This window comes from Kribbella sp. NPDC051587, assembly GCF_044453945.1.
Lineage (GTDB): Bacteria > Actinomycetota > Actinomycetes > Propionibacteriales > Kribbellaceae > Kribbella.
This window is the reverse complement of the sequence record NZ_JBITDE010000003.1, coordinates 320,751-347,237: the sequence shown is the minus strand read 5'-3', so window position 1 is coordinate 347,237 and position 26,487 is coordinate 320,751. Positions and strand designations below refer to the sequence as shown.

The following is a 26,487-nucleotide window of genomic DNA, read 5'->3' as shown; positions in this document are numbered from 1 at the left end:
CGAACGTTACGTGCTGACCGCTCTTCGATGCGTGCCAGGCCCTACCGTGTCTTCGTGCAGATGACATTCCGGGTCGCGCTGGTGATCGCAGGTATCCTGTGCCTGAGCGATCTGCTGCTCTCGACGGCCCGGTTCGTGCAGTCGATCCGGCACCGCCGGCCGGCCGAGCGGGACGTGCTCGGGCGGCGCTGGCTGCCGCTGCCAGAGATCGGGTTCGGGATGTGCGCGTTCTGCTTCCCCGGGCTGATCACGCTCGGGTTGACGCATCACGACGCCGACAACCTGCCGACGAAGCAGATCCTGCTGGTCGCGTTCGTCTTCGGGTACGCCGGTGCGGTGCTGTCCCGAGTGGTCCGGACCCCCGGGCCCGGTGGTCGCCGGTTCCGGCTACGCGCCGGCCTGCTGCTCGGCCTGCCGGCTGCCTTCGGGCTGGTCTTCGGCCTCGCGGGTCTCGCGGCCTGAACGACTCCGCCACCACGGCACGATCCGCTCCAGCGGGGCGAAGGCGAGCCAGCAGACCACGGTCGGCAGGAAGTGGATCAGCAGGATCGCCGTGTTCGCCACGTGGAAACCGAGGAAGAACAGCGCGCCGAGCAGCTGCCACCGGCCTTTGAGCCAGAGGATCACCGGCGAGAAGAACTCCCCGATGAACCCGACCCACTGCATCACGTGCAGCATCCACGGGTGGTGCAGCAGCCACTCCCCGACCGGATGCGGCCGGCGGACGATCGCCCAGGTCAGGACGGCGCTGCCCGGCCAGGTGAACTTCCATCCCGGGCTGCGCACCTTCGCCACCCAGGACAGGAAGTACGTCGCGATCACGCAGATCTGCACGCAACGCACAGCCCACCCGGCCGCCTCGGACCGCGTCTGATCCCCGTACGACGCTCGCCCGCGAACCGTGGACTTCACGGTCGGAAGGACCCAGAGGGCGATCACGAGGGCGAGGTGGTCGTGGTCGACCTTGCCGTCGCTCATCCCGATCAGCACCCACCAGGTGAACGCCGGGGCGACGATCCAGCCGGCGACGCGTGGGAACCAGTTCGTCGCGCCGACCAGGCAAGCCACGATCAGAACGACGTACAAGGTGGTGGTGTTCGCGACCGACGGCTTGGGGAGGTCGAAGATGCGGGCGAGCAGGAGCGGTTGGTAGAGGCCCGGATGCTCGCCTTTGAGGCGGGTGTCGCGGACGAACGCGTGCATGTCGAGGATGACGAAGAGATAGAGGACCGTCCGCAGCCAGGCGACCCGGGCCAGCGCGATCTTCGGGGTGAACCAGTTGGCGATCCTGCTGGTCAGCGGCTGCACCTCGGTGGCGCTCATCGGCGGACCTGCCAGGTCGCGAGCACCTCAGGCGTCGGCGGGCCTTCGACCCGGCCCTTCACCAACTGGGTGGTGTCGCGGATCAGCTCGAGCTTCACGTACTGCGGCTGGCCGGGGTGCTTCTTCTTCCAGCCGTCCGCGACCTGCTGCAGCAGCGACGGGTCCTTCTCGATCTCGCCGGTCCGGGCCTCGATCTCGGCCCGCGCGACGCCGGCGCCCTCGATGTTCAGCGGTACGTCGACCGTCGTACCGGCGTCGGTCCGGGCACTGATCCGGGTGAAGGTCACCGCGGCGTCGTCGGCGACGCTTCCGGCGTACTGCGACATCGGGCCGAACGGCCACGCGTCGTCGGACGCCCGCGCCGAGCCGTTGACCAGCAACACGATGCCGACCACCGCGATCGCCACCCGGACCGTCTTGCCGACCCGCCCGAGCTTGAGCTCACCTTCCGTCACCCGACGTATTAGACCAGAACGGTTTGCCGGAGGCTTCAGTAGGGGATTTTCTCAGACATGACCGCCCCCGAAAGTTTCCAACCCACCCGGCGGACCCTGTTGCGCGGCGCTGCCGCCTCCGGGGTCCTGCTCGGCGGGCTCGCGCTCCCCACGACCGCGGCGTACGGCGCCCCGGCCCCGCGCTGCTACACCCGCTCCGAATGGTCGGCCCGGCCGCCGAAGTCCGCGACCTCGGTGATCGCCAAGCCCGACCACATCGTCATCCATCACACCGCCTCGCCCAATGTCACCGACTACTCGCTCGCGGCGGCGTACAAGGTGTCGCACTGGATCCAGGACCTGCACATGGACACCAACGGCTGGATCGACAGCGGGCAACAGCTGACGATCAGCCGCGGCGGGTTCCTGATGGAGGGCCGGAGCAAGTCGCTGTCGTCGATCAACAACGGGCAGAACGTGCTCGGTGCCCAGACCGCCAACCACAACAGCCACACGATCGGGATCGAGCACGAAGGGATCTACGTGACGGCGAACGTGCCGGTGGCGCTGTTCGACATGTCGGTGCTGACGTGTGCGTGGCTGTGCACGAAGTACGGTCTCGATCCGCACGTGGCGATCGTCGGGCACCGGGACTACAACACGACCCAGTGCCCGGGTGACGTCTTCTACGCCAGGCTGCCGGAACTACGGGATCGAGTGGCCGCCGTACTGGGTTGATAGGTGACCCAGCGGATCAGCTTCTCGAACGGTCCGCGGTAGTTGGCTTCGCGCATCCGGTCGGCCAGCAGGACGGTCGCGAGCCAGGTGGCGATGGCCAGTAGTGCCGTTGTGGCGGTCGTCAGAGTGCCCGAGAGGTCTAGTAGGTAGGGCGTGAAGACGATCGCCCAGACGACCGACTGGCTGAGGTAGCACGTCAGCGAGCGTTGGCCGACTGCCGCGAGGGCTTGGGTGATGCGGCCGGTGGTGATTCGGTGGGCGATCAGGACGATCAGCGCGGCGTAGCCGAAACCGCCGAGGTTGCCGGTCGCATCATGCAGCGGACCAACGACGTTGAGGACGTGATCACTCGGTTTGGTGATGATGCCGCCGACAACCAATGCGACCGGCAGCGCGCCGATGATCGCGATCGGGAGTCCGACAGCGGCCGTCGTACGGAGCAGCGTGAGATGTTCGGCCGGCCGCTCGAGGATGCGTCGACGGCCGGCCCACAGACCGATCAGGAACGGCGTCGTGAAACCGATCCAGCCCAGCAACGCGATCCACGGCTCCACCACGATCCGCGAGCTGAACTGCTCGATCAGGTTGTGCGGCAGCATCGACGGATCCGTCCCGTCCGTCAGGTCGGTGCTCGTCGGCAAGGCCGTCAGCACCAGCACGAAGGCTGCCACCCCGAACAGCCAGCCGGTCTTCCATCGGATCGCCCACACGCCCAGGAAGAGCAGAACGCCGTACGCCGCGAGGATGTCGCCGACGTACAGCAACATGCAGTGCCCGAACCCCAGCACCACCAACACCAAACTCCGCCGCCACAACAGCTTCCGGATCGGCCACCACTCCCGCCCCGCCTGACGCTGCCGCCGCACGATCTGCGCCACGCCGTACCCGAACAACAACCCGAACATCGGAAACGCCCGCCCGTCCACCAACGTCGAGATCACCATCCCCACCGCGCGATCCACCCCCGACGACCTGGTCGGAAACCCCGCGAACCCCTGCGCCCCCGCCACGAAGTAGTGCGAGTTCGCCAGCGCGATGAACGCCAGCATCACCCCCCGCGCCAGATCCGGCCCCAGCGCCCGCTCCCCCACCTCGGTCGGCCCACCCGTCATCGTCATACGCCCACTCAACCGACAACCGCCGTACCGAACATCCACCCAAAGTCCCCGCCGCATGAACCTTCGTCGCTGGTTCGATGGGGGCTATGCACGAGCTGCTCACCCGCTGGCAACGCGGCTGGTCGCGGTCTCGCGGCTGGACGAATTACGCCGAGACCGACCACGTCATCGCCGTACAGATCGGTGAACCGGATCGGCAGGTCGAGTACTTCACCACCGACCAGTACGCCGAGCGCGCGGCGCGCCTTGCATTGGCCTCTCCGCACCCACCAGGCAGCGCACGCCTGGCCGTCATCACTGCTGACCCAATGCGCGTGGCGGAGGCGCTGCACCCGTTGAAGATCGTGCGGACCTTGTGGCTGATGTCCACTCCCCTGGCCGATCACCCGCGGCACCCGATCCCGCCGGAGTACGAACTCCACCAGATGACCAGTGCCGGCCTGATCCACGCAGAACTGCGTCACCACGGGGAATCCGCCGCGACCGGGCGCATCGCCATCGACGGAACCGACGCCGTCGCCGACATGATCCACACCGAGCCGGCGCACCGACGTCGCGGCCTAGCCCAAGCCCTCATGACCACCCTCACCACGCAAGCCCAACTCCAAGGCGCCACCACCGGGCTGCTCCTTGCTTCCCGAGAGGGCGAGCTCCTCTACGACTCTCTTCGCTGGATCCGGCAACTCCAATTGGTCTTCGCCACGAACTGACTACCTTGGGGGGATGAGTCGGGTTGTGGTCTTCACCGGTTTGCCGGGGACGGGGAAGTCGACGGTGGCTGAGGAGGTGGGGCGGCGGGCGGGGGTGCCGGTGTTTGCCGGGGACTGGTTGCTGGGGGCGATGGTGCCGCACGGGGTGTTGACGGGGGTGGAACGGCCGCGGTTGCTGGCGATGTTCTATGACCTGCTCGGGACGTTGGTGACGCGGCAGTTGATGCTTGGGCAGTCGGCGATCGTCGATGCGGTGGTGGACGACGTACAGGCTGAGCGGTGGGAGCGGACGGCCGGTCGGTACGGCGCTGAGTTTCGGCTGATCGAGTGTGTTTGCAGTGATGAGGTGGTGCATCGGGAGCGGCTTGAGGGACGGCGGCGCGGGATTCCGGGGTGGCATGAGGTGGGGTGGAATCATGTCGAGCGGATGCGGGTGGAGTTCCCCGGAGTGACGCGCGAACACCTCACGATCGACGCGATGGACCCGCTCGCGGCGAACGTCGAAAGCGTGTGTCGGTCGATCGGGGTCTTGGAGTAACCGCGGAAACCAGTAGTGTGCTCTCGTGTCTCAGCTTCGGGTGGCTCTTGCTCAGCTCAATGTGACTGTCGGTGATGTGGACGGGAACGCCGAGAAGATCGTTGCCTGGACGCGAAACGCCGTCGAGCGCGGTGCGCACATCGTCGCCTTTCCGGAACTGGCGCTGACCGGATATCCGGTCGAGGACCTCGCGTTGCGCGGGTCGTTCGTGGACGCGTCGCAGGCCAAGATCAAGAGCCTGGCCGAGCGGCTGGCCGCCGAAGGTCTCGGCGACATCGTGGTGGTGTGTGGGTATCTGGACCGCGCCACCGGTACGGCGATGGGCGTCGATCGCCTCGGCCGCCCGAAGGGTTCACCGACGAACGCAGCGGCGGTCATCCACCAGGGTCGCGTCGTCACCAGCGCGGTCAAGCATCACTTGCCGAACTACGGAGTCTTCGACGAGTTCCGGCACTTCGTCCCGGGCAGCACCTTGCAGGTGGTTCGGATCCACGGTGTCGACGTCGCGCTCGCGATCTGTGAGGACCTGTGGCAGGACGGCGGCCCGGTCGCAGTGGCGCGGGCCGCGGGTGCGGGACTCCTGCTGGTGGTCAACAGTTCGCCGTACGAGGCGAACAAGGACGACGTGCGCGGCGAGCTCGTCACGCGGCGTGCTCGCGAAGCGGGTTGTGCACTCGCCTATGTGAACCTGATCGGCGGCCAGGACGAGCTCGTCTTCGACGGCGACTCGCTGATCTCTGACGCCGAGGGCAACATTTTCGCGCGGGCCCCGCAGTTCGAGCAGGGCAGCATGGTCGTCGACCTCGAACTGCCTGCCGCGACCGGTACGCCGTCCGGGACCCACGAGGGCATCGAGATCGTGCACACGGTCCTCCACGAGGACGCGCTCCCGTCGTACGAGCCGATCGCGGCCGCTGTCGCACCGCGGCTTGCCGACGAGGCCGAGATGTACGGCGCGATCGTCACCGGCCTGCGCGACTACGTGCAGAAGAACGGCTTCAAGTCGGTGCTGCTCGGGCTGTCCGGCGGCATCGACTCGTCACTGGTCGCCGCGATCGCCTGCGACGCGATCGGCGCCGAGCACGTCTTCGGCATCTCCAACCCGAGCGTCTACTCCAGTGAGCACTCCAAGGACGACGCTGCCGAGCTCGCCGCGCGCACCGGACTGAACTACCGGGTGATCCCGATCCAGCCGATGGTGCAGCCGTTCATCGACACGCTCGGCCTGACCGGGCTCGCCGAGGAGAACCTGCAGGCCCGCGTCCGGGCCGTGGTCTGGATGGGCTTGTCGAACGCCGACGGCCACCTGGTACTTGCCTGCGGCAACAAGTCTGAACTCTCGGTCGGCTACTCCACCATCTACGGCGACGCGGTCGGTGGGTACGCACCGCTCAAGGACGTCCCGAAGACCGTGGTCTGGCGGCTCGCCAAGTGGCGCAACGCGGACGCCGCCGCGCGCGGCAAGCAGCCGCCGATCCCGGAGAACTCGATCGCCAAACCTCCGTCGGCAGAACTCCGGCCGGGGCAGCAGGACACCGACTCGCTGCCGCCGTACGACCTGCTCGACGACATGCTGGACGACTACGTCGAACTCGACCGGGGCAGCGCCGAGCTGGTCGCGGCCGGATTCGAGACCGAGCTGGTGAGCAAGGTGATCCAGCTGGTCGACCGCGCGGAGTACAAGCGCCGGCAGTACCCACCGGGCCCGAAGATCACCCACAAGGCCTTCGGCCGGGACCGCCGGTTGCCGATCACCAATGCATGGCGTGAGGACGCACGGAAGGCAGCCGAGCACTGAGCGACTCCTGGCGGTACCGCCCATCCGAGGACACACCGTGGGGCTCTTCCGAAGAGTTCCGCGAGGGCTCCGGCACGCCCGGAGAGAATGTGACTGACTCCTCAGGCACGACCGGTGGCGCTTACCCTCCGCATCGGTGGGACGATGAGCCCATGGTTGACAACTTCAGGTCGGCCGGTACCCAGGACGACGAGGAGATGCCCTCGCCGTACGGGACCGGACCGTCGAACCGGACAACCGAAGAGCACCGCCGTTCGGACTACGACAGCGAGCCCTGGCGGGACCGGCCCAACGGCCTCGGTCTCGACCCTGCGCCGTCGTTGCCGAACGCACCCCGGCAGTTCGAGCGCGGACCCGTACCGCAGCAGCCGTACGTGCCGAAGCCGCCGTACCTGCCCGGCTCCCCGCCCGCGCCGCCGCCACCCCAGCAGCGGTACGGCGAGCAGCCGCCTGCCGCACCCTCACAGGGTCAGCCGCGGCCGCCGTACGGCGAGCCGCCGCAGCGGCCCGAGTACTACGGCGAGCGTGAGCAGCAGGCGCGGAGTGACGAGCAGTCGTACGGACAGCCGTCGTACCCGCAGGAGAGCCCGTTCCGTCCGCAGCAGCCACCGGCCCAGCCGCCTGCTGCCCCGAATCGGCAGAGCCCGTTCGCGCCGACGAACGGGAGCAACGGCGTACCGCCGAACCGGCAGGGCGCACCGTCCCAGCAGCCGCCTCTGCAGCCGCCGCGTCCCCCGGCCGCGCCGCAGAGCAGCAACGGGCTGACGCAGCACGCACCGCCGCCTGCTTCCAACGGATCGACCAACTGGAGCAGCCAGGCACCGCAGCAGAACGGCACGCCGCCGAACACCGGTGCGTTGCCGCTGCCGCCGCAGGCGCCCAGCAATGGGCTGAGCCCGCTGCAGCCGCCGTCCCCTCAGCAGCAGCCGCCGACCGTGCAGTCGCAGTCGCCTTTGCAGCCGCCGACTCCCCCGCAGCCCTCTGCGCCGGCCCCGCAGCAGAATCAGGCTCCGGCTCCGCAGCCGACGTCGTCTGCTCAGGCACCCGCCCCGCAGCCGTCTGCTCCGTCGCCGTCGGAGAAGGCTGTTCCGCCGGGACCGAGCTATCTGTCTGATCCGAGCGCGGAGTACGAGAGCAACGCGCCCGTGAGCGAACCGCGGTCGCGGATCGGCGCGCGCCGGCGAGCGGACGTCCAGCAGGACGCCCCCAGCCAGGTGCCGGCCGAGCACATCGCCTCGCACCGCGCGGCACGTCGCGCCCAGCCGACAGCAACTGCCGGTACGCCGGAGGCCGCCGAGTCGTCTGTGCCGTCCGCACCTTCGTCACCTTCGTCACCTTCGTCGACGGAGAAGCGTCCGGCTGAGGGTGGCGGTTCCGGTGACGCTCCGGCGCGGCCGCGGCGCTACCGCATCCACCACCTGCGGGACATGAAGAACCGTGGCGAGAAGTGGGCGATGCTGACGGCGTACGACCAGTACACCGCCGAGATCTTCGACCAGGCCGGGATCCCGGTCCTCCTGGTCGGTGACTCCGCCGCCAACAACGTCTTCGGCTACGACACCACTCTGCGCGTCACCGTCGACGAGCTGATCCCGCTCGCGCGGGCAGTGGCGAACGCGGCCGACCGCGCACTGGTCGTCGCCGACCTGCCGTTCGGTTCGTACCAGGCGTCGCCGGAACAGGCCTTCCACACCGCGGTCCGGTTCATGAAGGAAGCCGGCGTGCACGCGGTCAAGCTCGAAGGCGGCCGAACCGTCGTACCGATGGTCGAGAAGCTGACGCAGTCCGGCATCCCCGTGATGGCGCACATCGGCTTCACCCCGCAGAGCGAACACAGCATCGGCGGCTACCGGGTCCAGGGCCGCGGCGACCAAGCCGCCGGCCTGATCGACGACGCGGTCGCACTGGCCGAAGCCGGCGCCTTCTCCCTGGTCCTCGAGATGGTCCCCGGCGACGTAGCCGCCGAGATCACCAAACGAGTCCCCATCCCCACCGTAGGCATCGGCGCCGGCCGCGACACCGACGCCCAGGTCCTCGTCTGGCAAGACATGGCCGGCCTACGCTCCGGCGCCATGCCCCGCTTCGTCAAGCAGTACGCCGACCTCCGAGGCATCCTCACCGGCGCCGCCACCGCCTACGCCGCCGACGTAGCCACCGGCGCCTTCCCCACCGACGACCACACCTTCTGAATCCGCGGACCGCAGTACCGGCGGTCCGCGGAAATCCATTGGTGCTCGGCGTCGTCCACCTGCCAGGGTGCGGTCATGGCCGAGATCGTCGTACCGCTGACTGTTCGCGAGCTGACCGAGGCGGACCTGCCCGCGTGTAGGTGGTACGGGAATGCGACGGCGCTTGCGGCCGTGGGCGATGCGATCCGGCGTGCGCGCCGGGGCGAGGTTGACTACCTGGCGGTCTGTACGCCGTCCGATCTGCCGGTTGCGGTTGGTGGGGTGGACTACACGAAGCCGCCAGGCGGGGCGACGATCTGGCAGCTGTCGGTTCAGACGGAGCTGCGGGCGTGTGGGATCGGCTCGGTGCTGATCGAGGCGCTGGAACAGCGAGCCCGGGACCGCGGACTGACCTGGGTCGAGTTGGGCGTGGACGACAACCGCTCTCGGCCGCGCGCGTTGTACGAGCGGCTGGGGTATGTGGTCAGCGGCAGCGAGCCCGGCGCCTGGGACGAGGAGGCCGCGGACGGATCGACGACGCGCTACGAAACGTCGATCACCTTGCTCCGCAAGCAACTGCTGTAGGGCCGGTGGGTTGTTCGGGAGGCCAAATTTCGGGCGGAAAGGCAACTTCGACAACGTGGACGGCGGCGGCTACCTTCACCTGCTATGCCTCAGCTTGCGCTCTATACCTTCGGTGTTCTGAAGTCGCCTCTGGCCGATCCGGGACCGCTCACTCGTGAGTTCCAGGAGAGCGGCGACCCGGTCTATCGGACGATCACTCAGCAACCCGGCTACCTCGGTCACGCGGAGCCGGCGGGCGGCCGCACGATGTTCGACTCCGACTGGGGTGCGTGGGGAGAGTTCGTCGTACCGAGTTGGTACGACAAGGGGCGGACCGTCGAGACCACCGCGCTGGCGGCGACGCTCTCACGCTGGACCGACCTGCGGTCCGCGTTCGACGCCATCTACAACGGCCTGCATCGTACGGCGTTGAACCGGCGGAACGACTGGTTCGAGAGGAACGGCCACCCGAGTCACGTGTTCTGGTGGATCGCGGACGGTGTGACGCCGACCTGGCAGGACGGGGTGTCCAGGATGGAGCACCTCCACGGTCACGGGTCCGCGCCGGACGCGTTCACTTTTCACCGGTCGTTCGATGAGGAGGGGACGCCGGTGAAGGCCTCCGTGTAGTACGGCGTACGGGAAGGGCAGTCCTGAGGGAGGAACGGGTCGGTCCGTAAGCCGGATCCTGTTACGGCGATCATCTATCTACGACGGCTGTTGCCAGCCGCCTCTAGCAGCCTACCCGCGAGCTCGGGCGGGCAGCCCTCGAACGCTCGCGCGGACGCCGGTTGCCCGCCGTCCTTCTTGGCCTTGCTCCACGTGGGGTTTACCGAGCCTCCCCAGTCACCTGGGGAGCTGGTGGTCTCTTACACCACCGTTTCACCCTCACCCGCACTTCGATGAACCACGGGGTTCACCGAAGCCGCTGGCGGTCTGTTCTCTGTGGCACTGTCCCGCGGGTTGCCCCGGGTGGGCGTTACCCACCACGTTGCCCTGTGGAGTCCGGACTTTCCTCGGCAGCCACTCACGTGGCCAACGCGATCGCCCGACCGACCCGTTCCTCGATCAGGATACGGCTTCCGGAGCCACCTCTGGCCATCGGCCGTCCGCGCCCCGCTCGTACGGGCGGTCGTCGCGCACCGCGTCGAGGTTCAGCGGCCCGTAGATGTGCGGGAAGCTGATCCCGATCCCGTCCAGATCCTCGTCGCACAGCGCCGACACCAACCGCTCGGTGTCGATCACCAGCAGCGTCAACGGCCCCGGCACGTCGTCGTACACGAAGTTCGCCACCATCGCGACCTGGTCGTGCCGCGAGCAGTGAATGAACGCCGCCCCGTCATCCAGGGACTTCCCCCGCGTCGACCACCGATAGCACCCGGCCTCCACCGCCGCCGCCCAGTCCTCCGGCACCGCGATATGAAAAATCGTCGCCATCCGCACAGGTTAGAACCCAACGTCCGAAGCATCGGAGGACGTCGTCGGCGTGTTTTCGGACGCTAGCTGCGCCAGCCGCAAGAAATGGGCGGGTTGGCGTAAGAAGTTGGCACTGAGTTTGGATGGTCGCCCAACGAAGTCTTGACGTGACGCTCCGGGGCAGGAAATATCCGATAGCACCCAGGGTTCTCCGCGCCCGGCCGATGGGTCCGCCCCCAAGCTCATCAGTGAGGTCCGATGCACGCCCTCGTGCGATCACCCCTGCCCAGAATTCGGCCGAAACTCGCCATCCTGCTCGCCCTGGTCCTGACCGGCACGCTGCTCGCCGCCAGCCCGCCGGCAGACGCCGCGCCTGGTACGACGGCGTGGCAGAGCGGGTCGTTCGTCGTCGACACCCCGAACGTCGTGCGGCGGTCGGACATTGTCGTCCAGAGGCCTAACACCGCCCCGGCCGAGTCGCTCCCGCTCGGCAACGGTGCGCTTGGCGCGGCCGTATGGGCCGCCGACGGCTTTACCGCCCAGCTCAACCGCACCGACACGTTCCCCGACCGCAAGTCCCTTGGTCAGTTGGTGATCCCCGGCTTGTCGCGGCTCACCAATGCAGCCGACTTCACCGGGACGCTCGACCTGTACGACGGGATGTTGCGCCAGTCCGGCAGTGGCATGACCCTGACCGCGTTCGTGCGAGCCGACACCCAGCAACTCGTCGTCGACGTCACTGGCGCTGATCCGAACAGCACACAGACCGCTCAGGTGAAACTGTGGAGCGGACGCTCACCACAAGCGCGAGCATCAGGCGGTACGGCGGCGCTCGCCGAGACCTGGGTGGACAACAACGGCGCGGGCGCGTCCGGTCGCACGTTCGGCTCGCTGGCCGGGCTCACCGCGGGCGGTCGCAACGTCACGGCGTCCACCCCGAACAATCTCACCGGCCAGGTCAGCTTCCAGCCCAACACCGACGGTTCGTTCCGCGTCGTCGTCGCGGCACCGACCTGGACCGGCGGCGACTCGATCGCCACGACCAACGCCGTACTGAACGGTGCAGCCCAGGGTGAGGTGCGGAATGCGCATCTGCAGTGGTGGCACAACTACTGGAACTCGGCCGGCCTGATCAAGATCAGCTCGGCGGACGGTTCGGGTGACTACGTCGAGAACCTGCGGACGATCTTCCTGTATGCGAGCGCCGCCCAGAGTCGTGGCGTCCTGCCGGGATCGCAGGCGGGTGTCGCGGACCTGTTCACGTTCTCGCAGGACAAACGGGACTGGTTCCCGGCCGGCTACTGGTTCTGGAACCTGCGGATGCAAGTCGCCGCCAACCTGTCAGCGGGGCTACCCGGCCTCAACGATCCGATGTTCCGCCTGTACCGCGACAACCTGGACGCGATCGCATCCTGGACAAGCGCTCACATGCCTGGACGCCAGGGCCTGTGCGTACCGGAGACGATGCGGTTCAACGGCAACGGCACCTACAACGGCGGAACCAGCAATTCGTCCTGTGACCAGGCCAGCTCCCCCAGCTACAACGCGCTCACGGTGACCACCGGCGCCGAGATCGGGCTCTGGGTCTGGGAGCACTACCGGATGACCGACGATCAGGCCTTCCTGACCGCGCACTACCCGCTGATCAAGGGTGCCGCGCAGTTCCTGCTCTCGCATGCGACGACCGGTTCCGACGGCAAGCTGCACACGCGGTCCAACGCGCACGAGACGCAATGGGACGTCACTGACCCGACCACCGACATCGCAGCGATGACAGCGTTCTTCCCGGTCGCGGTCAAGGCCGCGCAGAACCAGAACGACAGCGCACTGGTCACCCAACTCAACGCCGCGATCCCGAAACTGCAGCAACTCCCCCGTACCGACACCGCGACCCAGACGCAGCTCCTGAGTCCGGCGGACGATGCCAACGGCAACACCATGATCGGCCTCTCGACGCAGCCGACGGCCGAGCGGCACAACAGCGAAAACATCGGTCTCGAAGCGGTGTGGCCGTTCAACCTGATCGGTGACAACTCCGCACTCGGTCGGCGTACCTACACCTCCCGCAGCTACGTCAACGCCGCCGACTGGAGCTACGACCCGCTACAGGCCGCGCGCTTGGGCCTCGCCTCCGAGGTGAAGTCAACGCTCCTCAACGCCGTCCTCAAGTACCAGGTCTACCCCTCCGGGATGGCGAGCTTCACGGGTGCGCAAGCCTCCGAGCCCTACATCGAGCAGTCCGGCGTCCTCGCCGCGACCGTGCCCGAAGCCCTCGCCCAGGACTACGACGGCCTGCTCCGGATCGCCCCCGCCTGGCCGAGTGACTGGACCGGCGAAGGAACCGTTGCCATTGGCCACAAATCCAGGGTTCATGTCCAGATCACCGCCGGTACGCCGACCACGGTCGCGATCACCTCCGGCGCCAACCAGCAGCTCGCCGTACGAAACCCGTGGCCCGGTCAAAGCGTGACGGTCCTCGACGGGCAGACCCGGGCGACCGTCGTACCGGCTCAGTCCAACGCGACGTTCACGATTCCGGCACAGTCCAGCCGGTCCTACCTGGTGGAGAAGACCGGCTCGGCGATCCAACCGTTCCAAGCCCTGTCCGGTACGCCGGCCACGGCAGCGCGGCGCTACGACAAGGCAACCATTGGCTTGCCCAAGGCAACACCCGGTACCGGCACGATCAGCCTGAGGGCGCGGGCCAACGGCAAGTACGTCACCGCCGGAACCGGTACGCCGCTGATCGCGAACAGCACCACGATCGGTACGGCGCAGCAGTTCGACATGGCTGACCTGGGCAACGGGAACGTGTCGCTGAAGGCCCGGGCCAACGGCCTGTTCGTTGCCGCCGACAACGCCGGGGCGGCACCGCTGCTCGCCAAGAACACGGCCGTCGGGTCGTGGGAGACGTTCCAGCTGATCCGCAATCCCGACGGCACGGTCAGCTTCCGCGCACAGGTCAACAACAACCTGGTCTGTGCCGAGAACGGTGGTGCGGCCGCGCTGATCGCCAACCGGACGGCGATCGGTCCCTGGGAATCATTCGACCTGATCAACAACTGAAGGAGCACTCCATGACCACGAAAGGTGTCCGGCGGATCTCCTTACTGATCACCGCCGTGCTGACCGCAGCGCTGGGTCTCAACGCCTCCACAGCGCAGGCGGGTTCGACCATCCCACCCGGCGACTACCAGCAGATCTCGCTCGCCAGCGGTTCGAACGAACTCGGCGAAGCGATGTCCCTCGCCGTCCTGCCGAACCGGTCCGTCGTCCACACCGCCCGCGACGGCTCGGTCCGGATCACCGACGTCAACGGTACGACGAGTCTGGCGGGCAAACTCAACGTCTACACGCACGACGAGGAAGGACTGCAAGGTGTCGCGGTCGATCCGAACTTCGCGACGAACCGCTTTATCTACTTGTACTTCTCCCCGCGCCTGAGCACCCCGGACGGCGATGCACCGACCGATGGGACGCAGGCAGACTGGGATGCCTGGAAGGGTGAGCTGCATCTGTCGCGGTTCACGCTCGCTGCCAACAACACGCTCGACCTGGCCAGCGAGAAGATCGTTCTGCGCGTACCGAACGATCGCGGTCAGTGCTGTCACGTCGGTGGCGATCTCGACTTCGATGCTGCCGGCAACCTTTATCTGACGACCGGTGACGACAGCAACCCGTTCCAGTCCGACAGCTACACACCGATCGACGAGCGGACGACCCGCAACCCACAGTTCGACGCACAGCGCACCGCGGGCAACACCAACGACCTGCGCGGCAAGCTGCTGCGGATCAAACCGCAGCCCGACGGCACCTACACGATCCCGTCCGGCAACCTGTTCGCGCCGGGAACCGCGCAGACCCGCCCAGAGATCTACGCGATGGGCTTCCGGAACCCCTTCCGGATGAGCGTCGACAAAGCGACCGGCATCGTCTACCTGGGCGACTACGGTCCGGACGCCGGCGTCACCGACCCGAACCGCGGGCCCAACGGTCAGGTCGAGTTCGACCGGATCACCGCCCCGGGAAACTTCGGCTGGCCCTACTGCACCGGTAGCAACACCACCACCGAGACCTACAACGACTACCAGTTCCCGAGCGGCCCGTCCGGTGCCAAGTTCAACTGCGCGGCCGGAGTCACCAACAACTCGTTCCGCAACACCGGCCGCACCACGCTGCCGCCCGCGCAGCCGGCCTGGATCCGGTACGCCGGTGATGCCGGTACGCCGCCTGAGTTCGGCAACGGTGGTTCGGAGTCGCCGATGGGCGGCCCGGTCTACCGGTACGACGCCAACCTCAACTCGCCGGTCAAGTTCCCGGCCTCACTCAACGGCCGCTACTTCGCCGGTGAACTCGGCCGCCAGTGGATCAAGGCGATCGAGGTGACCAGCAGCGGCGGCGTCGGCGACATCGGCGCGTTCCCCTGGAACGGCACCCAGGTGATGGACATGGCCTTCGGACCGGACGGCGCGCTCTATGTGCTCGACTACGGCACCGGCTCGAACAACCAAGCCCTCTGGCGGATCGAGTACATCGGCGCGCAGAACCGGAACCCGGTCGCCAAAGCAGCCGGTACGCCGACCTCCGGCGGGCGTCCGCTCACCGTCGCGTTCTCGTCCGCGGGCAGCTCGGATCCCGAGGGTGGTGCGTTGACCTACCGCTGGACGTTCGGCGACGGCGGCACCTCGACGCAGGCCAACCCGTCGTACACCTACACCACGGCAGGCAACTTCACCGCGACGTTGACCGTCACCGACCCGACCGGGTTGACGGGTTCGGCGAATGTGCAGATCAGCGTCGGCAACACCGCGCCGACCGTGAATCTGACCTCACCGACTGACGGTCAGTTGTTCTCGTTCGGGGACACGGTTCCCTTCCAGGTGACTGTCAGCGATCCAGAGGACGGCACGATCGACTGTTCCCGGGTGAAGGTCACCTACTTGCTCGGGCACGACGTCCACCAGCACCAGATCACCTCCAAGAACGGGTGCAGCGGGTCGATCGCCGTACCGGTGGATGGCGAGCATGATCCGGCGGCGAACGTGTACGGCGTGTTCGACGCGGAGTACACGGACAACGGCGGGCTGACCACGCACAACGTCCACAAGCTGCAGCCGCGGCACCGGCAAGCGGAGCACTTCTCGGCGCAGTCCGGCATCCAGTTGGCCGACCACGCGACGGCCGAGGGTGGAAAGACCGCCGGGTATGTGGACAACGGTGACTGGATCTCGTTCACGCCGTACGCGGTCAGCAATGCGACATCATTCACAGCTCGGGTCTCGTCCGCCGGTCCTGGCGGCACGCTAGAGGTGCGCGCCGGTTCGGCGACCGGAACGCTGCTCGGTACGGCGAACGTGGCGCCCACCGGTAGCTGGGACACCTTCACGAACGTGTCCGCCAACCTGAACAACCGCCCGGCCGGGACCACCACCTTGTTCCTGGTCTTCAAGGGCGCCACTGGTCAGGGCAACCTGTTCGACCTGGACGCGTTCACGCTGAACACGGCCACGACGGGCGGGAGCACGACCGAGGGTGAGGCGTTCACCTCGCAGTCCGGCGTACAGGTCGCTGCCCACGCCGCGGCCAGTGGTGGCGCCACGGTCGGCTTCATCGAGAACGGCGACTGGGCCGGGTACTCCGGTGTCAGCACCGCCGGGATGCACGGGTTCAGCGCGCGCGTCTCGTCGGCCGGGTCCGGCGGCACGCTTCAGGTCCGCGCGGGCTCGGCGACCGGCACGCTGCTCGGATCGGTCGCCGTACCGGTCACCGGCAGCTGGGAGACCTTCCAGACGGTCTCCACCACCTTGAACGCATCCGCGAGTGGTCCGTTGTTCCTGTCCTTTGTCGGCGGCGCCGGAAACCTGTACGACGTCGACACCTTCACCGTGACTCCCTGAGGGGCCTGCCATGACTACATTCACACGTCGTACCGCACTGATCGCCGGTGGACTCGTGGTCGCCGGTCTGAACAACCTCCCCGCGTTCGGGGCGCCGTACCAGGTGCTGGTGTTCAGCAAGACGGCCGGTTTCCGGCATGACTCGATCCCGGCCGGCATCCAGGCGATCCGGGACCTCGGCGCCGCGAACGGGTTCACCGTCACCGCGAGCGAAGACAGCAACGTGTTCACCACGTCGTCGTTGGCGGCGTACAAGGCAGTGATCTTTCTGAGCACGACCGGCGACATCCTGAACGACACACAGCAGGCGGCCTTCGAGTCGTACGTCAACGGCGGCGGTGGGTACGTCGGCGTCCACGCGGCCGCGGACACGGAGTACGACTGGCCGTACTACGGTCAGCTGTGCGGCGCGTGGTTCCACAGTCACCCAGCGATCCAGCAGGTGACCGCGCGCGTCGAGGACCGCACCCATCCGTCGACCGCACACCTCGGTACGACGTGGGTGCGGACCGACGAGCTGTACAACTACCGCACCAACCCACGGCCGAACGTGCACGTCCTGATCAACCTGGACGAGTCGACCTACACCGGCGGCAACATGGGTGATCACCCGATCGCCTGGTACCACGCGCAGGGATCCGGCCGCTCGTTCTACACCGGCTTCGGGCACACGATCGAGTCGTACTCCGACCCGGTGTTCCGGCAGCACCTGCTCGGTGGCATCCAGTACGCCGCTGGGGCCGGGTCGACGCCTCCAGTCACCCAGATCGAGGGTGAGGCGTTCACGTCGCAGTCCGGCGTACAGGTGGCTGCCCACAACGGAGCCAGCGGTGGCCGGACACTCGGCTACATCGACAACGGTGACTGGGCCGGCTACGCGCAGGTGAACGTTGCCGGCAAGACGTCCTTCACTGCCCGGATCTCGTCAGGTGGCGCGGGCGGCACGATCCGCGTCCGCTCCGGCTCGGCCACCGGCCCAGTGCTCGGCACCGTCGCCGTACCGGTCACCGGTGGCTGGGAGAACTTCCAGACCGTCGCCACCACCCTCACCCCAGGAACGGGTGCGTTGTTCCTGACCTTCAGTGGCGGGTCGGGGTCGCTGTTCGATGTGGACAGCTTCTCGCTCGCCTGATCTCTGCGGACCGCCACCACTCACCAACCTTCCGCGCCCGGCGTGGTTCACGCTCAGCGGGTCGCCTCCGACGGCCCGGTGGAGGGTTTGATGAGTGGGGGCGGTCCGCTCGATTAAGGTGCTTCGCATGGCGACGGACGAGAGCACCCAGGCGACCACGGACGAGAAGAAGAAGCCGGCGGCGCCGGTGGACGATCTGGTGGCGACGCGGCACACGGTGACCATTGGTGGGCGCGAGCTGAAGTACACCGCGACCACCGGGCGGATCGTGCTGCGGGAGGAGGTGCTGACCGACGGCAAGTTCGACGGGCACCAGCCGAAGGCGGAGGTATTCGTGACCGCCTACACGCTGGACGACGCCGACGCGGCCGAGCGGCCGGTGACGTTCGCGTTCAACGGTGGGCCGGGTTCGTCGAGCATCTGGCTGCACCTCGGGCTGCTCGGTCCGCGCCGCGTCGTCTCGGGTGACGCCGGTGCGGTGGCGGCACCGCCGTACCGGCTGGTGGACAACGACGAGAGCCTGCTGCTGCACAGCGACCTGGTCTTCATCGACCCGATCTCGACCGGCTACTCGCGGGCCGCGGAGGGTGAGAAGCCGGGTGAGTACCACGGTTTCACGCGCGACCTGGAGTCCGTGGGTGAGGTGATCCGGCTGTGGACCTCGCGGAACGGGCGATGGATCTCGCCGAAGTTCCTCGCCGGTGAGTCCTACGGTACGACGCGCGCCGCCGGGCTGGCCGCTCATCTGCAGACGCGGTACGGGATGTACCTGAACGGCGTGATGCTGATCTCGGCCGTGCTCGAGTTCGGCACGCTCGACTTCACTCCCGGCAACGACCTGCCGTACACGCTGTTCCTACCGACGTATGCCGCGATCGCGCACTACCACGGGCTGATCCCGGACCGCAGCCTTGAAGAGCTGCTCGCCGACGCCGAGCGGTTCGCGGCCGGCCGCTACCCGAATGCGCTTGCCCAGGGCAACCGGATCCCCGACGACTTCCGCGCCGAGGTGATCGGCCGGATCGCCGCGCTGACCGGGCTCAGCGAGGACTACATCGACCGCGTCAACCTGCGGATCGAGCACCAGCGCTTCTACACCGAGCTGCTCCGTTCACAGCGCCGTACCGTCGGTCGCCTGGACGGCCGCTTCACCGGGTGGGAGGCCGACTACGCGATCGATGCATCCGGCAACGATCCTTCGTTCGCCGCGATCATCGGGCCGTACAGCGCGGCGCTGAACCACTACGTCCGCGCCGAACTCGGCTACGAGAACGACCTGCCGTACGAGACGCTCAGCTGGGAAGCCGCGAAGAACTGGTCCTATAAGGAGTTCGAAGGCCAGCAGATCACCGTCGCCGACAAGCTCGCCGAGGCCCTGCGCACCAACCCGCACCTGAAGGTGCACGTTGCCTCCGGCCACTACGACGGCGCCACCCCGTACTTCGCCACCGAACACACTCTCGCGCGCCTGCAGATCCCGCGCGAGCTGACCGGCAACATCGAGGTGAAGTACTACGCCGCCGGCCACATGATGTACGTCCACGACGAGTCGCGCGTCCAGCAGTCCGCAGACCTGGCAGCCTTCATCGGCAACAGCTCAGGGGTAGATGCGGAAGCCTGACAGCGTGCGGTGGTGCTCGTAGGACTGGTAGAAGTCCTCGGCGGTGTCGGTGATGAGATCGATGCGCTGAGCACCGGTCAGGGGGTGCGCGAACTCGATGAGCGCGCGCCCCACACCCTTGCGGCGATAGTCCACGTGCGTGGCCATCATCGACAGGTACGACGCGATGTGGCCGTCGCTCAGCAGGTACGCGAAGCCGATCACCAGCTCACCGTCGAGCGCCACCACGCTCGTCACGCCCGGTGCGGTCAACGTCGCGTGCGCGCGGTCGAGGTCGGCACCGAAGCTCGGCCAGCCCTCGGCCTCGCACAACGCCACGATGCCGGGCAGATGCGAGTGCTCGTACGGCGTGATGTTCACGGCAAGGTGAGGATCTCGGCACCGCTGTCGGTGACGACGAGCGTGTGCTCGAACTGCGCCGTCCGGGACTTGTCCTTGGTGGTGGCCGTCCAGCCGTCGTCCCACAGGTCGTAGTCGTACGTGCCGAGCGTCAGCATCGGCTCGATGGTGAACGTCATGCCAGGCTCGATGACGTCGTCGAACCGCTCGTCGTCGTAGTGCGGAATGATCAGACCGGAGTGGAACGAGGTCGCGATCCCGTGACCGGTGAAGTCGCGGACGACGCCGTACCCGAAACGCTTGGCGTAGGACTCGATGACGCGGCCGATGATGCTGACCTGGCGACCGGGCTTCACCGCCTTGATGCCGCGCATCAGCGCCTCGTGCGTGCGCTCGACGAGCACGCGGCTCTCCTCGTCGACGTCGCCGACCAGGAACGTCGCGTTGGTGTCACCGTGCACGCCGTCGAGGAACGCGGTGATGTCGACGTTGAGGATGTCGCCGTCCTCGAGCGGACGGTCGTCCGGGATGCCGTGGCAGATCACCTCGTTCACCGAGGTGCACAACGACTTCGGATAGCCGCGGTAGCCCAGCGTCGACGGGTAGGCGCCGCGCTCGACCAGGTATTCGTGGCCGACGACATCGAGCTCGTCGGTCGTCACGCCCGGTTTCGCGGCCGCACCGACCGCCTGCAGCGCCTGTGCGGCGAGTTTGCTCGCCACTCGCATCTTCTCGATCAGCTCCGGCGACGTGACGTAGGAGCCCTCGTACGGCGTCGGGGCGGGCTTGCCGACGTAGTCGGGACGCGGAATGGCGGCAGGAACTTCGCGGCGCGGCGAGATGGTGCCGGGAGTAAGGATCGACATGGTGGGAACATCTTAGTGAGCGACGCCAAGAACCCCGGGAGGTGGTCATGCCGAACAGCGACGATCACAGCAACGAGTGGTACTACAACACCAAGACCGGCCAGGTCGAGCCATACCAGGGCGCCAAGTCCGGTGACCGGCTCGGGCCCTACAGTTCGCCCGAAGAAGCGGCCCGGGCGCTGGAGATAGCCCAGGAACGCAATGAGGCCTGGGACAAGCAGGACGCAGAAGACGACTGATCGAAACACCTGAAGGGCCCCGCCAGATCAGATCTGACGGGGCCCTTTCGGTAACTGAAATCAGCGCGCAGTTGCCTTACGGACCGGAGCCTTGCGTGCCGGCGCCTTGCGAGCCGCGACCTTGCGGGCCGGAGCCTTCTTGGCGACGGTCTTCTTGGCCGGAGCCTTCTTCGCGGCGACCTTGCGAGCCGGTGCCTTCTTGGCCACCGTCTTCTTCGCCGGCGCCTTCTTGGCCGCGACCTTCTTGGCCGGCGCCTTCTTGGCGACGGTCTTCTTGGCCGCGGTCTTCTTGGCCGGAGCCTTCTTCGCGACCGTCTTCTTGGCGACGGTCTTCTTCGCGGCGACCTTCTTGGCCGGGGCCTTCTTCGCCACGGTCTTCTTGGCTACGGTCTTCTTCGCCGGCGCCTTCTTGGCCACGACCTTCTTGGCCGGAGCCTTCTTCGCGACAGTCTTCTTCGCGGTGGTGGCCTTCTTCGCCGGGGCCTTCTTCGCCACCGTCTTCTTGGCGGCGGTCTTCTTTGCCGCACTCACCTTCTTGGCGACTGTCTTCTTCGCTGCAACCTTCCGCGCGGTCGTCGTCTTCGCGGCGGTGGTCTTCTTCGCGACAGTCTTCTTGGCGGGAGAAGCCTTTTTGGCTGTCGCCTTCCCTGCGGCTGCCTTCTTGGCTGGCACTTCTGCCTCCTTGTGCGGCTGAGGAAAACCACGGTGGATTCCTCGTCGTTCCTGATGATGACAACACTTGGTGGCTTCGTAAAGCACCCGAAACACCTTGAGGTCAAGGCGACCGGCGGGGAAACGACCGAAGAATTTCCGAAAAGCGTTGTGCAGAAGGGTTTCCAACGCACCACATCGGCGCCGGAGTGCGTCCAGAATTTCTTCACGACACGCGCACAAAGTTCGTGTCGAACGGCCGTTTGGCGCAGTGTTGTCGTTGGCAACAGACTTCGGAAGGAGTGGTGAAGCGATGCGTGTGGTCAGTCTTGTGCCGTCGTTGACGGAGTCGATCGCGGTCACGCACGCACACCTTCTGGTCGGTGCGACGGACTGGTGCACACACCCTTCGAACCTCGCAGTGGTGCGTGTTCGCGGTACCAAGAATCCCGATCTCGAACGCATCGAAGCACTCGCTCCGGACCTTGTGATCGCGAACGCCGAAGAGAATCGCGCGGTCGATCTCGACGCGTTGCGTGCTCGCGGCATCACCGTGTGGATGACGTCTCCCAGCACTGTCGACGAAGCACTCGATCAACTCGACGAACTGCTGCTCGCGATCACCGATGACATCCCCCCGTGGTTGCACGAGGCACGTTCGGTGTGGGGACCGCGGTACGACGGTCCGCGCCGCAGCGCCGTCGTACCGATCTGGCGGCGGCCGTGGATGGCATTGGGACGGGACACGTTCGCGGGTGATCTGCTGACCCGCATCGGCATCGACAACGTGTTCGCGGATTCGGCCGAACGTTATCCCCGGTTCGACCCCGAAACATTGCCGCCGTACGACGTCGCGGTGTTGCCCGACGAGCCTTATGCGTTTGCACCCGACGACGGGCCGGAGGCATTCCGGCAGCCGGCGAAGTGCGTCTCCGGGCGGCATTTGACCTGGTACGGCCCCTCGCTGGTCGAGGCGCGGGCCGTGCTCACCGAACAGCTGGCGTGACGTGCGACACGATTCCTGCCGGTTCAGGTAGACAGTAAGGTTTGCCTCACCTACGCTCGCCTGGTGCCGGAGATGACCGCGAAGAAGAAGTGCTGCAAGGACAAGCCGAGGTGCAAGAAGTGCCCGGTCGTCCTGAAGCGGCTGGCTGATGCCGGCTGCGCGGAGCGGCTCGACCGGGTGCACTACAAGGTCGACAAGAAGGTCCCGAAGAAGGTGCTGAAGGAAGCGCGCTCCCGGTAACTACCGGTTCAGGAGGCGCGCCGCAGCGTGATCGTGTCGGTGGCCTCGCGCAGCAGCCCGGGGATCGTGACGTGCGCGGCCTGACCGGTCGCCTCGAGGTCGTCGCCCCACCACCAGCCGTGCGCGCTGATCGTCTGCAGCTCCAGCTCCTCCTGGTTCGCGAACGTGACGTCGACCGCGTCGACCGCGACCGCGAAGAACGTCTGGGTCTGGATGATCCGGCAGCCGCCCCACTCGAACTCGATCGTGTTCGTCGCCACCGGCGTCCCGAGCGCGTCTCTGGGCAGCACGATGCCGACCTCCTCGCGCAGCTCGCGGCAGGCGGCCTCCACGATCGTCTCACCGGCCTCGACCCCACCGCCGATCGTGAACCAGTACGGAACGTCGGGTTTCAGCGGATCCCAGCCATGCAGGAGCAGCACTTTGCCGTCCGGGCGCACCGGCAGCACACGAGCCGTCGTCCGGCGGACGACGGTACCTGGAGGTGGCAACCGAGATTCACTCACACCACAAAACGCTAGACGACGTTCCGCAACTCAGGTCGGGCAATGCGGCGCGTCTCCCGAGTTGTTGCCACAGACATCTACGATCGAAGGTATGAGCGCGCGTATCGGTCTGGGCCTTGCAGCCCTCGGTCGGCCCGGCTACATCAACCTCGGTCATGACGACGATCTGCCGGCCGGACGAGCCGTCGAGGATCTGCGTACACGCACGCACGAACTGCTGGAGCAGGCGTGGCGTGCGGGTGTTCGCTACTTCGATGCCGCGCGTTCGTACGGGCTTGCCGAAGAGTTCCTCGGTGGGTGGCTCACGCCGGAACGCCGGTCCCAGCTGACCATCGGCTCCAAGTGGGGCTATACGTATGTCGCGGACTGGCAGCACAACGCCGAGACGCACGAGGTGAAGGATCACGCGCTCGCGACCTTCGAGCGGCAGTGGCCCGAGACCTTGCAGGCGTTGGGTGGTGCACCGGACTTCTATCTCGTGCACAGCCTGACGACCGACAGCCCGGCGCTCGCCGATGACAAGTTGCTGGACCGTCTCCGCGAGCTCGCGGACACCGGCGTACGGGTCGGTTTGTCGACGAGTGGACCGCATCAAGCGGCCGCGTTGCGTAAGGCGCTGGACCTCGACGGACCGTTCACAGCGGTCCAGTCCACCTGGAACGTCCTGGAGACCTCTGCCGGCGCCGCCCTCGCCGAAGCACACGACGCCGGCTGGTTCGTGGTCGTGAAGGAGGCTGTCGCCAACGGCCGCCTCACCGCCAAGGCAGGCGAGACACCCTTCAACGTCTTCGCCCGCAAACACGGCGTCGCCCCCGATTCCCTAGCGATCGGTACGGCGCTCGCCCAGCCGTGGGCGGACATCGTACTAAGTGGCGCAACCACGGCCGAGCAACTCGAAAGCAACCTCGCCTCCCGCACCGACGGCCCCCTGGCCGAGTTCGTCCAGCAACCCGACGAATACTGGACGGAGCGCTCCGCCCTCCCCTGGATCTAAACCCGACTGCGCATCTCGATCGCGAACGATTCCTGCGCGGCCTGCATCTTCGCCGATTCCTCGGGGTCGGCGAAGAACGTCGGATCGAAGTCGTGCAGGTGCGTCTGCAACCACCAGATGTTGCCGACCGGATCCTTCACCCGGCAGCCGCGATCACCAGTGATGCGCGACTCGGTCAGCTCGGTGACCACGGTGCCACCGGCGTCCAGCGCGCGAGCGAGCGTGTGGTCGACATCGTCGACGTACACGCTCAGGAAACTCGGCGTGACCGGCCAGTCGGGCTGCGCGTCGAACGTCATCAGCACCGACTCCCCCACGGTGATCTCGGCATGCCCGATCGTCCCGTCCGGGTTCGGCCAGCGCCCTGACGCCTTCACGTCAAAGACGTGCTCCACGAAGGCGAGAAACTGCTCGGCGCCGCGCACAACGACGTACGGGGTGACTGTCGACTTCCCACCAGGGTTCTTGTTCATGACGACGATCCTCGCGGAGGTAGCGGCCAGTGGGTGTCCGCTTGTGACAGGCTGGTTCCATGGCTCGGCGGGGATTGCGGAAGATGCGGACCGGCATCGTGATTTTGGTGTTGCTGGTCGTTGTCGGCGGCGGTGGGTATGTCGGGTGGGTGTTGGTGCAGCGGTCGGCGCCGGTGTCGTTGCCGACGCCGACCGGGCAACTGCAAGTGGGTCGGCAGACGTTCGAATGGACCGACACGGCACGCAAGGACCCGTACGTCGCTGGGCCGCGGAAGCTGAGCGTGTTCGTCTGGTACCCGGTGGCCAAGGGTGTGACCGGGCGCAAGGTTGCTTACGTTCCGGGCCAGTGGACCGGACTGCAGTTGAAGGCGCCGGTGTCGATTCTGGAAGGGCCGCTCGACAGCCTGCACGACCCCGCGCTCGATCACGCGGCGGTCGCGCCCGGGCGGTTCCCGGTGGTGGTTCTGTTGCCGGGGATGGGGTTCTCCGCACCGATGTATGCCGCGCTCGCCGAGGACCTCGCGAGTCACGGCTATCTGGTCGCGGGAGTCACCCCGACGTACAGCGCGAACCTCACCGTCCTCGACGGCCGGACCATCTCGAGCATGCCGGCGGCCAACCCGTCCAACCTCGGCGACAACTCGCCCGGCGCGATCGAAGCGGGTGATCATCTCGTCAACAGTTGGGCCGCCGACGCGCGGTTCGCGGCAACGCAGGTGGCCAAGGAACTCCCGGACAGCGTCGACCCCGCGTTCGGACCGTCGTACGTCGGCCATTCGTTCGGCGGGGCCGCTTCGCTGGAGGCGTGCCGGACCGACGCACGATGCGCGGCCGCGATCGACATCGACGGCAGCCAGTACGGCGAGGTCGTGAAGAAGGGCGTGCAGGCACCGATCATGCTGCTCGGTGCCGACGACTCGTGTATCACCAGCGTGTGCGGGCCGGACGCCAAGAACGACACCGATCGCAATCGCGCCTTGTCGTTGCTCAAGGCAAGCACCAACACGTCGTGGTGCGCGACGATCCCCGGCACCCGCCACTTCAACTTCACCGACTACGGCGCCTACTACCTGGCCTGGCCGCTGCGCAGGTACCTCCCACTCGGCACCATCGATCGTCGTCGCGCCCTCACCCTCGAGAACGGCTACGTCAGCACGTTCCTCTCGCACGCGCTGCGCAACACCCCAGCCCCCGGCGCCCCCGCCTGCGCTTCCTAGAGATCGAGTTCGTAGTTCTGACCAACGACAGGGTCACCCCAACTGTCGTGAGTCTCGGAGCTCGTGAGGCGGAAGCCGCGCGCCAGGTAGATGTGACGCGCGGCCACCAGCGGCGCGTTCGTCCAGAGCACCATCCGCTTGTAGCCGGCTTCGCGGGCGAAGGCGAGGCAGGTGTCCACGAGCTCGGCGCCCAGCCCGTGGCCGCGCGCAGCGGGAGTCAGCAACAGCAGCCGTAGTTTCGCGGTCGCCTCGTCGGGCCCACGCACGCAGAAGATGCTGCCGACGCGTTCACCGTCCACCTCGGCGATCCACGCCGCCTCCCGGCTGTCGTCGTGCTCGGTCGCGTACGCCGCGACGATCTGCGCGATCAGCGTCTCGTACGCGAACCCCCAGCCGTACTCGGCCGCATAGGTCTCCGCGTGCGACTGCACCACCCAGCCCAGATCCCCCGGCTGTCCCACTTTCCTGATCACCAGAACCCCAATCTACTGACACAGTC

General features: G+C 67.1%; 27 protein-coding genes and 1 other RNA gene. 17 read left to right on the top strand and 11 right to left on the bottom strand.

Annotation, left to right across the window (positions count from 1 at the left end; genetic code table 11):
- The first annotated feature begins 60 nt into the window (after window positions 1-60).
- A complete protein-coding gene (locus ACIA49_RS13805) occupies window positions 61-462 on the top strand; it encodes a hypothetical protein (RefSeq protein WP_396377843.1) in 402 nt (133 codons plus the stop codon).
- Here ACIA49_RS13805 and ACIA49_RS13800 read toward each other — a convergent pair.
- Entirely contained in the window at window positions 388-1,323 is a 936-nt protein-coding gene (locus tag ACIA49_RS13800; protein ID WP_396377483.1) for a hypothetical protein, read from the bottom strand. The genes ACIA49_RS13805 and ACIA49_RS13800 overlap by 75 nt on opposite strands.
- Window positions 1,320-1,778, bottom strand: coding sequence for a hypothetical protein (locus ACIA49_RS13795; RefSeq protein WP_396377482.1), 459 nt, complete (start codon window positions 1,776-1,778; stop codon window positions 1,320-1,322). The genes ACIA49_RS13800 and ACIA49_RS13795 overlap by 4 nt, the downstream gene beginning before the upstream one ends.
- Before the next feature lie 57 nt (window positions 1,779-1,835).
- On the opposite strand from ACIA49_RS13795, the gene ACIA49_RS13790 reads away from it, so the two are divergent.
- Complete coding sequence (locus tag ACIA49_RS13790; RefSeq protein ID WP_396377481.1) at window positions 1,836-2,495, top strand: peptidoglycan recognition family protein; 660 nt, start codon at window positions 1,836-1,838, stop codon at window positions 2,493-2,495.
- Here ACIA49_RS13790 and ACIA49_RS13785 read toward each other — a convergent pair.
- The gene (locus tag ACIA49_RS13785; protein ID WP_396377480.1) at window positions 2,444-3,613 is read right to left on the bottom strand and encodes a DUF418 domain-containing protein; all 1,170 of its coding nucleotides are present in this window, start codon (window positions 3,611-3,613) and stop codon (window positions 2,444-2,446) included. The two genes, ACIA49_RS13790 and ACIA49_RS13785, sit on opposite strands and share 52 nt — an antisense overlap.
- An 86-nt stretch (window positions 3,614-3,699) precedes the next feature.
- Between ACIA49_RS13785 and ACIA49_RS13780 the strand changes: the two genes are divergently transcribed.
- The 6 genes from ACIA49_RS13780 to ACIA49_RS13755 all read left to right on the top strand — a co-directional run bounded on the left by ACIA49_RS13780 (window position 3,700) and on the right by ACIA49_RS13755 (window position 10,021).
- A complete protein-coding gene (locus ACIA49_RS13780) occupies window positions 3,700-4,323 on the top strand; it encodes a GNAT family N-acetyltransferase (protein WP_396377479.1) in 624 nt (207 codons plus the stop codon).
- A 13-nt stretch (window positions 4,324-4,336) separates the two neighbouring features.
- Window positions 4,337-4,861: an AAA family ATPase gene (locus ACIA49_RS13775; RefSeq protein ID WP_396377478.1), complete on the top strand. Its 525-nt coding sequence runs from the start codon at window positions 4,337-4,339 to the stop codon at window positions 4,859-4,861.
- Between the two features lie 25 nt (window positions 4,862-4,886).
- Window positions 4,887-6,659 carry an NAD+ synthase gene (locus ACIA49_RS13770; RefSeq protein WP_396377477.1) on the top strand — a complete coding sequence of 591 codons (1,773 nt, stop codon included), beginning with the start codon at window positions 4,887-4,889 and terminating at the stop codon, window positions 6,657-6,659.
- Window positions 6,660-6,811: 152 nt separating this feature from the next.
- Entirely contained in the window at window positions 6,812-8,848 is a 2,037-nt protein-coding gene (panB, locus tag ACIA49_RS13765) for a 3-methyl-2-oxobutanoate hydroxymethyltransferase (protein WP_396377476.1), read from the top strand.
- Window positions 8,849-8,923: 75 nt separating this feature from the next.
- The gene (locus tag ACIA49_RS13760) at window positions 8,924-9,412 is read left to right on the top strand and encodes a GNAT family N-acetyltransferase (RefSeq protein ID WP_396377475.1); all 489 of its coding nucleotides are present in this window, start codon (window positions 8,924-8,926) and stop codon (window positions 9,410-9,412) included.
- Window positions 9,413-9,496: 84 nt separating this feature from the next.
- Entirely contained in the window at window positions 9,497-10,021 is a 525-nt protein-coding gene (locus tag ACIA49_RS13755; protein WP_396377474.1) for a DUF3291 domain-containing protein, read from the top strand.
- A 31-nt stretch (window positions 10,022-10,052) separates the two neighbouring features.
- On the opposite strand, the gene rnpB is transcribed toward ACIA49_RS13755, so the two are convergent.
- Window positions 10,053-10,451, bottom strand: an RNA gene (gene rnpB, locus ACIA49_RS13750) — RNase P RNA component class A.
- Between the two features lie 8 nt (window positions 10,452-10,459).
- Window positions 10,460-10,828, bottom strand: a complete 369-nt coding sequence (locus ACIA49_RS13745) for a DUF952 domain-containing protein (protein WP_396377473.1) — start codon at window positions 10,826-10,828, stop codon at window positions 10,460-10,462.
- A 237-nt stretch (window positions 10,829-11,065) separates the two neighbouring features.
- Between ACIA49_RS13745 and ACIA49_RS13740 the strand changes: the two genes are divergently transcribed.
- The 4 genes from ACIA49_RS13740 (at window position 11,066) to ACIA49_RS13725 (ending at window position 19,457) form a co-directional block, all read left to right on the top strand.
- Complete coding sequence (locus ACIA49_RS13740) at window positions 11,066-13,873, top strand: glycosyl hydrolase family 95 catalytic domain-containing protein (RefSeq protein ID WP_396377472.1); 2,808 nt, start codon at window positions 11,066-11,068, stop codon at window positions 13,871-13,873.
- Between the two features lie 11 nt (window positions 13,874-13,884).
- Window positions 13,885-16,704 (top strand): carbohydrate-binding protein, encoded by a 2,820-nt coding sequence (locus ACIA49_RS13735; protein WP_396377471.1) that lies wholly within the window; start codon window positions 13,885-13,887, stop codon window positions 16,702-16,704.
- 10 nt (window positions 16,705-16,714) lie between these two features.
- Window positions 16,715-17,836, top strand: coding sequence for a ThuA domain-containing protein (locus ACIA49_RS13730; protein WP_396377470.1), 1,122 nt, complete (start codon window positions 16,715-16,717; stop codon window positions 17,834-17,836).
- Between the two features lie 127 nt (window positions 17,837-17,963).
- Window positions 17,964-19,457: a S10 family peptidase gene (locus tag ACIA49_RS13725; protein ID WP_396377469.1), complete on the top strand. Its 1,494-nt coding sequence runs from the start codon at window positions 17,964-17,966 to the stop codon at window positions 19,455-19,457.
- Here ACIA49_RS13725 and ACIA49_RS13720 read toward each other — a convergent pair.
- Window positions 19,434-19,817, bottom strand: coding sequence for a GNAT family N-acetyltransferase (locus ACIA49_RS13720; protein ID WP_396377468.1), 384 nt, complete (start codon window positions 19,815-19,817; stop codon window positions 19,434-19,436). The two genes, ACIA49_RS13725 and ACIA49_RS13720, sit on opposite strands and share 24 nt — an antisense overlap.
- The gene (map, locus tag ACIA49_RS13715) at window positions 19,814-20,662 is read right to left on the bottom strand and encodes a type I methionyl aminopeptidase (protein ID WP_396377467.1); all 849 of its coding nucleotides are present in this window, start codon (window positions 20,660-20,662) and stop codon (window positions 19,814-19,816) included. Before map ends, ACIA49_RS13720 begins: the two co-directional genes overlap by 4 nt.
- A 47-nt stretch (window positions 20,663-20,709) precedes the next feature.
- Here map and ACIA49_RS13710 point away from each other — a divergent pair, with 47 nt between their 5' ends.
- A complete protein-coding gene (locus tag ACIA49_RS13710) occupies window positions 20,710-20,901 on the top strand; it encodes a hypothetical protein (protein ID WP_396377466.1) in 192 nt (63 codons plus the stop codon).
- 60 nt (window positions 20,902-20,961) lie between these two features.
- Here ACIA49_RS13710 and ACIA49_RS13705 read toward each other — a convergent pair whose 3' ends face one another.
- Window positions 20,962-21,573: a histone H1-like repetitive region-containing protein gene (locus tag ACIA49_RS13705; RefSeq protein ID WP_396377465.1), complete on the bottom strand. Its 612-nt coding sequence runs from the start codon at window positions 21,571-21,573 to the stop codon at window positions 20,962-20,964.
- A gap of 292 nt (window positions 21,574-21,865) precedes the next feature.
- Here ACIA49_RS13705 and ACIA49_RS13700 point away from each other — a divergent pair, with 292 nt between their 5' ends.
- Together ACIA49_RS13700 and ACIA49_RS13695 are read left to right on the top strand one after the other, a co-directional pair.
- Complete coding sequence (locus ACIA49_RS13700; protein ID WP_396377464.1) at window positions 21,866-22,558, top strand: helical backbone metal receptor; 693 nt, start codon at window positions 21,866-21,868, stop codon at window positions 22,556-22,558.
- A gap of 63 nt (window positions 22,559-22,621) precedes the next feature.
- The gene (locus tag ACIA49_RS13695) at window positions 22,622-22,798 is read left to right on the top strand and encodes a hypothetical protein (protein ID WP_165952739.1); all 177 of its coding nucleotides are present in this window, start codon (window positions 22,622-22,624) and stop codon (window positions 22,796-22,798) included.
- Window positions 22,799-22,806: 8 nt separating this feature from the next.
- On the opposite strand, the gene ACIA49_RS13690 is transcribed toward ACIA49_RS13695, so the two are convergent.
- On the bottom strand, window positions 22,807-23,304 hold the full coding sequence (locus tag ACIA49_RS13690) for an NUDIX hydrolase (protein WP_396377463.1): 498 nt from the start codon (window positions 23,302-23,304) through the stop codon (window positions 22,807-22,809).
- A 91-nt stretch (window positions 23,305-23,395) separates the two neighbouring features.
- On the opposite strand from ACIA49_RS13690, the gene ACIA49_RS13685 reads away from it, so the two are divergent.
- Window positions 23,396-24,298: an aldo/keto reductase gene (locus ACIA49_RS13685; RefSeq protein ID WP_396377462.1), complete on the top strand. Its 903-nt coding sequence runs from the start codon at window positions 23,396-23,398 to the stop codon at window positions 24,296-24,298.
- On the opposite strand, the gene ACIA49_RS13680 is transcribed toward ACIA49_RS13685, so the two are convergent.
- Complete coding sequence (locus tag ACIA49_RS13680) at window positions 24,295-24,771, bottom strand: VOC family protein (RefSeq protein ID WP_396377461.1); 477 nt, start codon at window positions 24,769-24,771, stop codon at window positions 24,295-24,297. The two genes, ACIA49_RS13685 and ACIA49_RS13680, sit on opposite strands and share 4 nt — an antisense overlap.
- Before the next feature lie 59 nt (window positions 24,772-24,830).
- Here ACIA49_RS13680 and ACIA49_RS13675 point away from each other — a divergent pair, with 59 nt between their 5' ends.
- Window positions 24,831-25,988 carry an alpha/beta hydrolase family protein gene (locus ACIA49_RS13675; protein WP_396377460.1) on the top strand — a complete coding sequence of 386 codons (1,158 nt, stop codon included), beginning with the start codon at window positions 24,831-24,833 and terminating at the stop codon, window positions 25,986-25,988.
- Here ACIA49_RS13675 and ACIA49_RS13670 read toward each other — a convergent pair.
- Complete coding sequence (locus ACIA49_RS13670) at window positions 25,985-26,461, bottom strand: GNAT family N-acetyltransferase (RefSeq protein ID WP_396377459.1); 477 nt, start codon at window positions 26,459-26,461, stop codon at window positions 25,985-25,987. The genes ACIA49_RS13675 and ACIA49_RS13670 overlap by 4 nt on opposite strands.
- Window positions 26,462-26,487: the final 26 nt, after the last annotated feature.

Excerpts from the sequence above, each read along its gene's own strand:
- ACIA49_RS13805 (WP_396377843.1), top strand. The coding sequence starts at position 61 with ATGACATTCCGGGTCGCGCTGGTGATCGCAGGTATCCTGTGCCTGAGC.
- ACIA49_RS13800 (WP_396377483.1), bottom strand. The coding sequence starts at position 1,323 with ATGAGCGCCACCGAGGTGCAGCCGCTGACCAGCAGGATCGCCAACTGG.
- ACIA49_RS13790 (WP_396377481.1), top strand. The coding sequence starts at position 1,836 with ATGACCGCCCCCGAAAGTTTCCAACCCACCCGGCGGACCCTGTTGCGC.
- ACIA49_RS13785 (WP_396377480.1), bottom strand. The coding sequence starts at position 3,613 with ATGACGATGACGGGTGGGCCGACCGAGGTGGGGGAGCGGGCGCTGGGG.
- ACIA49_RS13780 (WP_396377479.1), top strand. The coding sequence starts at position 3,700 with ATGCACGAGCTGCTCACCCGCTGGCAACGCGGCTGGTCGCGGTCTCGC.
- ACIA49_RS13775 (WP_396377478.1), top strand. The coding sequence starts at position 4,337 with ATGAGTCGGGTTGTGGTCTTCACCGGTTTGCCGGGGACGGGGAAGTCG.
- panB (WP_396377476.1), top strand. The coding sequence starts at position 6,812 with ATGGTTGACAACTTCAGGTCGGCCGGTACCCAGGACGACGAGGAGATG.
- ACIA49_RS13760 (WP_396377475.1), top strand. The coding sequence starts at position 8,924 with ATGGCCGAGATCGTCGTACCGCTGACTGTTCGCGAGCTGACCGAGGCG.
- ACIA49_RS13755 (WP_396377474.1), top strand. The coding sequence starts at position 9,497 with ATGCCTCAGCTTGCGCTCTATACCTTCGGTGTTCTGAAGTCGCCTCTG.
- ACIA49_RS13745 (WP_396377473.1), bottom strand. The coding sequence starts at position 10,828 with ATGGCGACGATTTTTCATATCGCGGTGCCGGAGGACTGGGCGGCGGCG.
- ACIA49_RS13740 (WP_396377472.1), top strand. The coding sequence starts at position 11,066 with ATGCACGCCCTCGTGCGATCACCCCTGCCCAGAATTCGGCCGAAACTC.
- ACIA49_RS13735 (WP_396377471.1), top strand. The coding sequence starts at position 13,885 with ATGACCACGAAAGGTGTCCGGCGGATCTCCTTACTGATCACCGCCGTG.
- ACIA49_RS13730 (WP_396377470.1), top strand. The coding sequence starts at position 16,715 with ATGACTACATTCACACGTCGTACCGCACTGATCGCCGGTGGACTCGTG.
- ACIA49_RS13725 (WP_396377469.1), top strand. The coding sequence starts at position 17,964 with ATGGCGACGGACGAGAGCACCCAGGCGACCACGGACGAGAAGAAGAAG.
- map (WP_396377467.1), bottom strand. The coding sequence starts at position 20,662 with ATGTCGATCCTTACTCCCGGCACCATCTCGCCGCGCCGCGAAGTTCCT.
- ACIA49_RS13710 (WP_396377466.1), top strand. The coding sequence starts at position 20,710 with ATGCCGAACAGCGACGATCACAGCAACGAGTGGTACTACAACACCAAG.
- ACIA49_RS13700 (WP_396377464.1), top strand. The coding sequence starts at position 21,866 with ATGCGTGTGGTCAGTCTTGTGCCGTCGTTGACGGAGTCGATCGCGGTC.
- ACIA49_RS13685 (WP_396377462.1), top strand. The coding sequence starts at position 23,396 with ATGAGCGCGCGTATCGGTCTGGGCCTTGCAGCCCTCGGTCGGCCCGGC.
- ACIA49_RS13680 (WP_396377461.1), bottom strand. The coding sequence starts at position 24,771 with ATGAACAAGAACCCTGGTGGGAAGTCGACAGTCACCCCGTACGTCGTT.
- ACIA49_RS13675 (WP_396377460.1), top strand. The coding sequence starts at position 24,831 with ATGGCTCGGCGGGGATTGCGGAAGATGCGGACCGGCATCGTGATTTTG.